We start from the raw sequence: 7386 nt of genomic DNA, 5'->3' as shown, positions 1-7386 counted from the left end.
GAGGTGACGCCGCCGAGCGACACCCAGGCGACCGCGTCCTGGCTCTCGCGCTTGATGAACACGTAGCCGGTCTTGTGCCAGGGCAGGATCGCGTTGGTCTTGTTGTCGAGCACCAGATCGCCCCGGTCGGTGATCAGGGTCAGCACGGCGTGGCCCTCGCCCTTCTCGTCGATCACCACGGTCATGCGCATCGCCCGGCGCGGCAGCCCGGCTTCGGCCAGCAGGTGGCGCTTGAGCAGCTGGAAGTCCTCGCAGTCGCCGATGCCGTCCTCGGCCAGGTCCCAGCGGTCGGCCACGTGCAGGTGGTCCTGATCGGTCATCGGCTCGATCGCCTTGTTGACCCGCCGGTTGACCGACACGATCGTCGCCCAGGTGGCGGGCGTCAGGCTGATACGCGCCGGCTCGGTCCGGTCGACCACGCACTCGGACGCGTAGCCCTGGCAGAACGTCACCCAGGCCGCGATCGGCTTCGCATCGCCCTGCACCCGGGCGCCGACCTCGGCCGGCAGGTTCGCCAGCGTCTGCGCCTCGGCGGCGACGCCGCCCAACCCAAGAGCAGCCACGGCCAGGCCGAACGCCGCGTTGCGGAGGCGGGAGACCCCACGCGATGCAGAGACGGACACCAGCCCCTGCACCTTGGAAACCGCGAACCGCATCGCCGTCACTCAACCGTTAAGCTCTCGTTAACGAAAGCTCTCACGCCAGCGGCCCGGCGGCAATCCGCCGATTAACAAAAGGTTAATGCTGTGCGCAACGCGGATAAGGTTTTCCGTCCGTGCAGGCCTCAAAGCGCGCTCCGCCGAAGACGGCACCGGCTCGGCGCAGGAGAGCGCGTCACACCAGGAACTTAGAGCCGCGCACGATGGCGATGCGCCCGGGCACGCCCCTAAGCGCGCCCGGGCGGCTGCGCGAAATCGTGATGGCGCAGCGGGGCGTCCGACCCGCTCGGGCGCCGTTATCCCCACCGCACCCGCGCGACGCCGCGTGTGGGCGGCAGGAGGAACGTCCATGCGGTTCGCAGCGAACGGATTCGTCGGGGTCATTCTGGTCGGTGTTGCGGCAGGGTCCGTTGGGACGATCCCCGCCCGCGCGGCGCCCCCCGCGGCGCAGCCCGCTGCCCCGTCCGGTCCAGCGGACTTGAAGAGCGAAGGTCCGACCCAGCCCGCGAAGGTTCAGGACGGCCAGTACACCGATAAGAACGGAGACCCGACCTACCACATCGCCGACGACGGCAAGAAGGTCGATTGGTACACGATGTCCGGCTACCTCCGGTACAACGCCAATTGCATCGTGTGCCACGGTCCGGACGGGATGGGCTCGACCTATGCGCCGTCCCTGGTCGATGCCCTCAAAGGCATGGACTACGCGCATTTCGCCGGCATCATCGTCGGCGGCAAGAAGGACGTGAACGCCTCGCAGGAACTGGTCATGCCGGCCTTCGGGGATAACCGGAACGTCATGTGCTACATGCCGGACATCTACACCTACCTGCGTGCTCGCGCGGACGGGGCGCTCGGCCGCAACCGCCCTCCGGAGCACGAGCCGAAGCCCGCCGCCTTCGAGAAGGCCGAAGACGCCTGCATGAAGTAGGGTCCGGCCGATCCGGTCTTGGACGGCAGAACGCCCCGTTGCGCTCATCGATTGCGCACGACATACTCATCCCGTGACACTGAAGAGCAGGCAGCAAGCCCGCCGAGGGGGTCCGCCGGGGGTGAAACGTGGCTCAGGGATCAGGTGCGCGCCGCCATCTGTGCGGCATCTGGACGGCCTGGACGGAGGCGGCCTCGGCCGCCGACGCGGTCGCCGACGTGGCCTTGGCAGTTCGTGAAGCCCGCCTGTCGCAGATCGTGGCGTTCTTCTCGGCCGATTTCGATGCCGAGTCCCTGGCGCGCGAACTGGAGATGCGGTTCCCCGGCGTGCCGGTCTCCGGCTGCTCGATGTCCGGCGGCATCGCCCCGGCCGGCGGCCTCGACCGCGGGCTCGTGGTAATCGCATTCCCGGCGGAGCGCTTCCGCATCGTCTCGACGGTCCTCGACGCCATCGACCATCTCGACGTGGAGCGGACCGCCTCGGCGGTGCGGGCCCTGCGCCGGACCCTCGACCCGCTCGATCCCTGCCGCGAGGGCGACCCGGCGGCGTCCGGGCGGCGCTTCGCCCTGTCGCTGATCGACGGGCTGACCAACGCCGAGGAGACCGTGGTCTCGGCCATCGCCTGGGCGCTCGACGGCATCCCGATCGTCGGCGGCTCGGCCGGCGACGACCTGCGCTTTCGCGATGCGGTGCTGCTCCATGGCGGCCGGATTCACCGCAAGGCGGCGGTCCTGGTGCTGGTCGAGACCGAGTTTGCCGTCGAGATCTTCAAGAGCGACAATTTCGAGCCGACCCAGACCAAGTTCGTGGTCACCGCCTCGGACGGCGAGCGGCGCGAAGTCCAGGAACTGAACGCCGAGCCGGCGGCCCGCGAATACGCCATGGCGATCGGCCTCGATCCGGAGGGCCTGTCGCCGATGAGCTTCGCCGCCTACCCGCTCGCCGTGAAGGTCGGCGGCGAGTATTTCTGCCGCTCGATCCGGCGCATGAACGAGGATGGCTCGCTCAGCTTCTTCTGCGCGGTCGACGAGGGCGTGGTGCTGACGCTCGCCGAGCCGCGCGACATCGTCGCCTCGACCCAGGCCGAGCTGGCCCGCCTCGACGCGCAACTCGGCGGCGTCGATCTGATCATCGGCTTCGAATGCGTGCTGCGCCGCCTTGATGCCGAGAGCCGGCAGGTCCGCCACGGCATCACCGATCTTTATCGCCGCTACAACGTCGTTGGCTTCGAGACCTTCGGCGAGCAATACCGGGCGATGCACCTGAACCAGACCTTCACGGGCATCGCCATCGGCGAGACCCTGGCTGTGCCAGATCGGAGTCCGGCCGCGTCGTGACCGTGCATCCGAACGGGCTCGAAACCGACGCCTCGCTGCGAAGGCGGATCGAGAAGCTCGAACGCATCAACGCCGCGCTGATGGCCCATGTCGAGCGCTCCATGGACCAGCGGGGCAGCGCCTATTCGCTGTTCCAGACCGCAATCATGCTGGAGGGGCGGGTCCGCACCCGCACCGAGGAGCTGACCGGGCTGATGCACCGCCTGGAGCGCTCCAACGAGGCGCTCGCCGCCGCCAAGGAAGAGGCCGAGACCGCCAACCGCTCCAAGACCCGCTTCCTGGCCGCCGCGAGCCACGACCTGCTTCAGCCCGTGAACGCCGCCCGCCTGTCGATCTCCGCGATGGCAGACCTCGCCGTGCCGTCGGAAGCCCGCACCATCGCCAGCCAGGTCGAGCGGGGGTTGCAGACCATCGAGGACCTGATCAAGACGCTCTTGGACATCTCCAAGCTCGATGCCGGCATCGTCCGGCCGCAGCTGCAGCCGGTTTTCCTGCGCGATCTGCTGGCCGAACTTGCCGAGAGCTTCAAGCCGTTTGCCGAGCGCAAGGGCCTCCGGCTCGCAATGCGCTGCCCGGACCTGGCGGTCATCACCGACGGAGTGCTGCTCCAGCGCATCCTGCAGAACCTCGTCTCGAACGCCGTCCGCTACACCGACGCGGGCGGCATCGTGCTGGCCGCCCGGCGGCGTGCCGGCGCGGTCCGGGTCGAGGTCACCGATACCGGCTGCGGCATCGCCGCGGAGGAATGCGGCCTCGTGTTCGACGAGTTCTTCCGCGGCGGGGCCCGGTCGAGCGGTGGCGAGGAGCCGGGCTTGGGCCTCGGCCTGTCGATCGTCCGCCGCATGGCCCAGGCGCTGGATCATCCCCTGACCCTCGCCTCCCGGCCCGGCCACGGCACGCGGGTGAGCCTGACCCTGCCGCTCAGCGCGGTCCCGGCCGCCATCGCGCCGCCCGCGCCGGTGGCGACCCGGCTCTCGGGGGCTCATGTCCTGATCGTGGAGAACGACGCCGCCACGGCCGACGCCCTCGCGCGCCTCCTGCAGAACTGGGACGCGCGGGTCTCGACCTTTCGCGATCTCGCCGGCGTCCGTGCCGCCGTGGCGGCGGGGGCCGCGCTGCCGGATATCCTAGTCCTCGACTACCATCTGGACGACGGCGCCTGCGGCCTCGACGTCGCCGCCTACCTGCGCGGGCGCCGCCTCGATCCGCTCCCCGCGATCGTGACCACCGCCGACCATTCGGCGGAGGTGGAGGCGCGGGTGGCGGCAGCCGGCGCCGAGCTGGTGCGCAAGCCCATCAAGCCGGCGCAGCTGCGGGCGCTGCTGACCTACATGCTGGCTTGATCGGCATTGCAAACAAACCCGTCCGCGCCGTGACATAGGACACACCACGCCCCTCGACGGGCCGCCCCGCCCGCGCGAGAGGGTGCGGCGTCCCCGGCGCGTGTCGCGCCAGGATTGTCCCAGCCATCGACGTCGCGGATTGTCCCGACGCCGCAGGAGCGCGCGCGATCATGGCGCAGGTCCCGCCCGGTCCAGGCGCCGCCAAGAGCGGCAGCCCTCAGGACGGCCTGCCGCCCCGCGAGCGGGTCCTCGCCATGGCGGCGGTCGGGCTCGCCATGACCATGGCGGTCCTCGACGGCGCCATCGTCAACGTGGCGCTGCCGATCATGGCCAAGGATCTCGCGGTCAAGCCCGCCGACGCGATCTTCATCGTCAACGCCTACCAGATCGCGGTGACCGCGAGCCTCCTGCCGTTTGCCGCGCTCGGTGACATCTTCGGCTTCCGCCGGGTCTACCTGCCGGGGCTCGCGGTGTTCGTGGCCGCCTCGCTGGCCTGCGCGGTCGCGCCGAGCCTGCCCCTGCTGATCGCGGCCCGCATCGTCCAGGGGCTCGGCGCGGCGGCGATCATGAGCGTCAACATCGGCTTCGTCCGCTTCATCTACCCGCACCGGATGATCGGCCAGGGGGTCGCCAACGTGGCGCTGGTCGTGGCGGTGGCCTCGGCCGCCGGCCCGACCGTGGCGGCCGCGATCCTGTCGGTGGCGACATGGCCCTGGCTGTTCCTCGTCAACATCCCGGTGGGCCTCCTGGCGCTGACGGTGGCCACCCGCACCTTGCCGGTGACGCCGGCGAGCGGGCGGCCCTTCGACGGCGTGAGCGCCGTGCTGAACGCCCTGACCTTCGGCCTGCTGATCATCGGCATCGACGGGCTGGGCGATCCCGGGGGCCAGGGCATCGCCGCCGCGGAACTGGTGGGCGCGCTGGTGATCGGGACGATCTTCGTGCGGCGCCAGATCCGCCTGCCCGCACCGCTGCTGCCGGTGGACCTCCTGCGGATCCCCGCCTTCGCGCTGTCGATGGCGACCTCGATCGCCTCGTTCTGCGCCCAGATGGTGTCCTACGTGGCGCTGCCCTTCTACTTCCAGGACGTGCTGCACCTCTCCAGCACGCAGACCGGCTTCCTGCTCACCCCCTGGCCGATCGCGGTCGCCGCGATGGCGCCGATCTCGGGACGCCTCGCCGACCGTTATCCGCCCGGCATCCTCGGCGGGATCGGGCTGGCCATGCTGGCGACCGGCCTCGTCTGCATGACGCTCCTGCCCGAAGCGCCCGCGACCTTCGACATCGTCTGGCGCCTGACCCTGTGCGGCTTGGGCTTCGGCCTGTTCCAGTCGCCCAACAACAAGGTCATCGTCACCTCCGCGCCGCGCGACCGGGCCGGGGGTGCCAGCGGGATGCAATCGACGGCGCGGCTCACCGGCCAGTCGCTGGGCGCGGCCCTCGTGGCGGTGATCTTCGGCCTGACCCACGGGCTTGGGTCTGAGCGGGCCGTCACGCTGTCGCTGTCCTGCGCGGCGGCGCTTGCGGTGATCGGCGGCTGTGCGAGCGTCCTGCGGCGGAGTCAGGCCGGTTAGCCGATCCCGACATGTGACCCGCGCCGCGCTCGAGCGTTGACGCTGCATCGCACCACAGGAGACCACCATGGATCTCGATCTCACCGGCCGGAAGGCCCTGGTCACCGGCTCGACCGCCGGCATCGGCTACGCCATCGCCAAGGAACTCTGCGATCTCGGCGCCGAGGTCGGCATCAACGGCCGCACCCCCGAGCGGGTCGAGGCGACGTTGGCCAAGCTCCGGGGCGAGGCGAAATCCGGCCGCGCCTTCGCGGCGCCGGGCGATGTCGCCACCGCGGAGGGCGTCTCCGCTCTGGTTAGCGCGCTCCCTGCGATCGACATCCTGGTCAACAACACCGGGATCTTCGAGCCGAAGCCGTTCTTCGAGATTCCGGATGCCGACTGGCAGCGCTTCTTCGACGTCAACGTCATGAGCGGCGTGCGCCTGTCTCGGGCTTATACGCCCGGCATGGCCGAGCGCGGCTGGGGCCGGGTGATCTTCATCTCCAGCGAATCCGGTGTGAACACCCCGACCGAGATGGTCCACTATGGGATGACCAAGACCGCGCAGTTGGCGATCTCCCGGGGCCTCGCTCAGACGGTCGCGGGCAGCGGCGTGACGGTCAACAGCGTCCTGCCGGGACCTACGCTCTCGGAGGGAGTGGCGGACTTCATGACCCAGATGGCCGGTGGCAAGGCCGATGCCGATCTCGACGCCATGGGCCGCGCCTTCGTCGCAGAGCACCGTCCCTCCTCACTGATCCAGCGCCTCGCGCGGGTGGAGGAGGTGGCGAATCTCGTCGCCTATCTGTGCAGCCCCGCGGCGAGCGCCACCACGGGTGCCGCGTTGCGCGTCGACGGCGGCGTCCTGCAAGGCATCGCCTAGACGGCCGCGCTGAGGAACGCTCAGCCGTCGCAAGCGCCAAACGGCCCGATCCGGCCCGGGGCAGCGCGCCTCGACACCGATCGGTCGTTCGATGTCTGGATCGCGCACAAGCGTCGTCGCCACCCGACGGCCAGCGGGCGCCTGAGTAGCGCGTCGTCGTCCCGCGATGCTCCTAGAGCCGATAGTCCGGACTTTGGGCCGGGCTTGGCTCTAGGGAGCGATCAGGCCTTGAGATGCGCAGCGAGGTGCTTGTTCATCTCGAACATCGAGCACTTGTCCTTGCCGAAGACTTTCTTCAGCTTGTCGTCGGCCAAGATCTCGCGCTTGTTCTCGGGATTCTGCAGGTTGTGCTTCTTGATGTATTCCCACACCTTGCTGACAACCTCGCCACGCGGCAGCGGGTTGGTGCCGACGATCGCGCCGAGATCGGCGGAGGGCTTCAGCGGCTGCTGCAGGGCGTTCGGCTTGGCGCCGGCGGCGGCCTTGGTCGCGGTGGGCTTGGCAGCCTTCGCCGGAGCGGCCTTGGCAGGAGCCTCCTTGTCAGCAGTCTTGGTGGTCTTGGCCGCCTTCGGCGCAGCCTTCTCGGTCTTAGTGGCCATTAACTTCCTCCGGTTCTCGGGCCGCAGGCCGGGGCATAATCACCCCACGGCCGAGACAGCATAGCAGCAACTAAGCGG

General features: G+C 69.7%; 7 protein-coding genes. 5 read left to right on the top strand and 2 right to left on the bottom strand.

What is annotated here, in order from left to right:
* On the bottom strand, positions 1 to 656 hold a 656-nt coding region (locus MKK84_RS23740; RefSeq protein ID WP_243924313.1), incomplete at its 3' end, for a transglutaminase-like cysteine peptidase.
* A 352-nt stretch (positions 657 to 1008) separates the two neighbouring features.
* On the opposite strand from MKK84_RS23740, the gene MKK84_RS23735 reads away from it, so the two are divergent.
* The 5 genes from MKK84_RS23735 to MKK84_RS23715 all read left to right on the top strand — a co-directional run bounded on the left by MKK84_RS23735 (position 1009) and on the right by MKK84_RS23715 (position 6709).
* Complete coding sequence (locus MKK84_RS23735; RefSeq protein WP_243924311.1) at positions 1009 to 1590, top strand: c-type cytochrome, methanol metabolism-related; 582 nt, start codon at positions 1009 to 1011, stop codon at positions 1588 to 1590.
* A 128-nt stretch (positions 1591 to 1718) separates the two neighbouring features.
* Entirely contained in the window at positions 1719 to 2927 is a 1209-nt protein-coding gene (locus tag MKK84_RS23730) for an FIST signal transduction protein (protein WP_243924310.1), read from the top strand.
* Positions 2924 to 4270 carry a hybrid sensor histidine kinase/response regulator gene (locus MKK84_RS23725; protein WP_243924309.1) on the top strand — a complete coding sequence of 449 codons (1347 nt, stop codon included), beginning with the start codon at positions 2924 to 2926 and terminating at the stop codon, positions 4268 to 4270. The genes MKK84_RS23730 and MKK84_RS23725 overlap by 4 nt, the downstream gene beginning before the upstream one ends.
* A gap of 170 nt (positions 4271 to 4440) precedes the next feature.
* Positions 4441 to 5844 (top strand): MFS transporter, encoded by a 1404-nt coding sequence (locus MKK84_RS23720; RefSeq protein ID WP_243924308.1) that lies wholly within the window; start codon positions 4441 to 4443, stop codon positions 5842 to 5844.
* 67 nt (positions 5845 to 5911) lie between these two features.
* Positions 5912 to 6709: an SDR family NAD(P)-dependent oxidoreductase gene (locus MKK84_RS23715; protein WP_243924307.1), complete on the top strand. Its 798-nt coding sequence runs from the start codon at positions 5912 to 5914 to the stop codon at positions 6707 to 6709.
* A gap of 221 nt (positions 6710 to 6930) precedes the next feature.
* Here the strand turns inward: MKK84_RS23715 and MKK84_RS23710 are convergent, their stop codons facing one another.
* Positions 6931 to 7308, bottom strand: coding sequence for an SWIB/MDM2 domain-containing protein (locus tag MKK84_RS23710; RefSeq protein WP_243924306.1), 378 nt, complete (start codon positions 7306 to 7308; stop codon positions 6931 to 6933).
* Positions 7309 to 7386: the final 78 nt, after the last annotated feature.

It is taken from the genome of Methylobacterium sp. E-065 (genome assembly GCF_022829605.1).
In the GTDB taxonomy this organism is placed as follows: Bacteria; Pseudomonadota; Alphaproteobacteria; order Rhizobiales; family Beijerinckiaceae; genus Methylobacterium.
The sequence above is the reverse complement of the archived record's forward strand: the minus strand, read 5'-3'. Positions and strand labels throughout refer to the sequence as shown.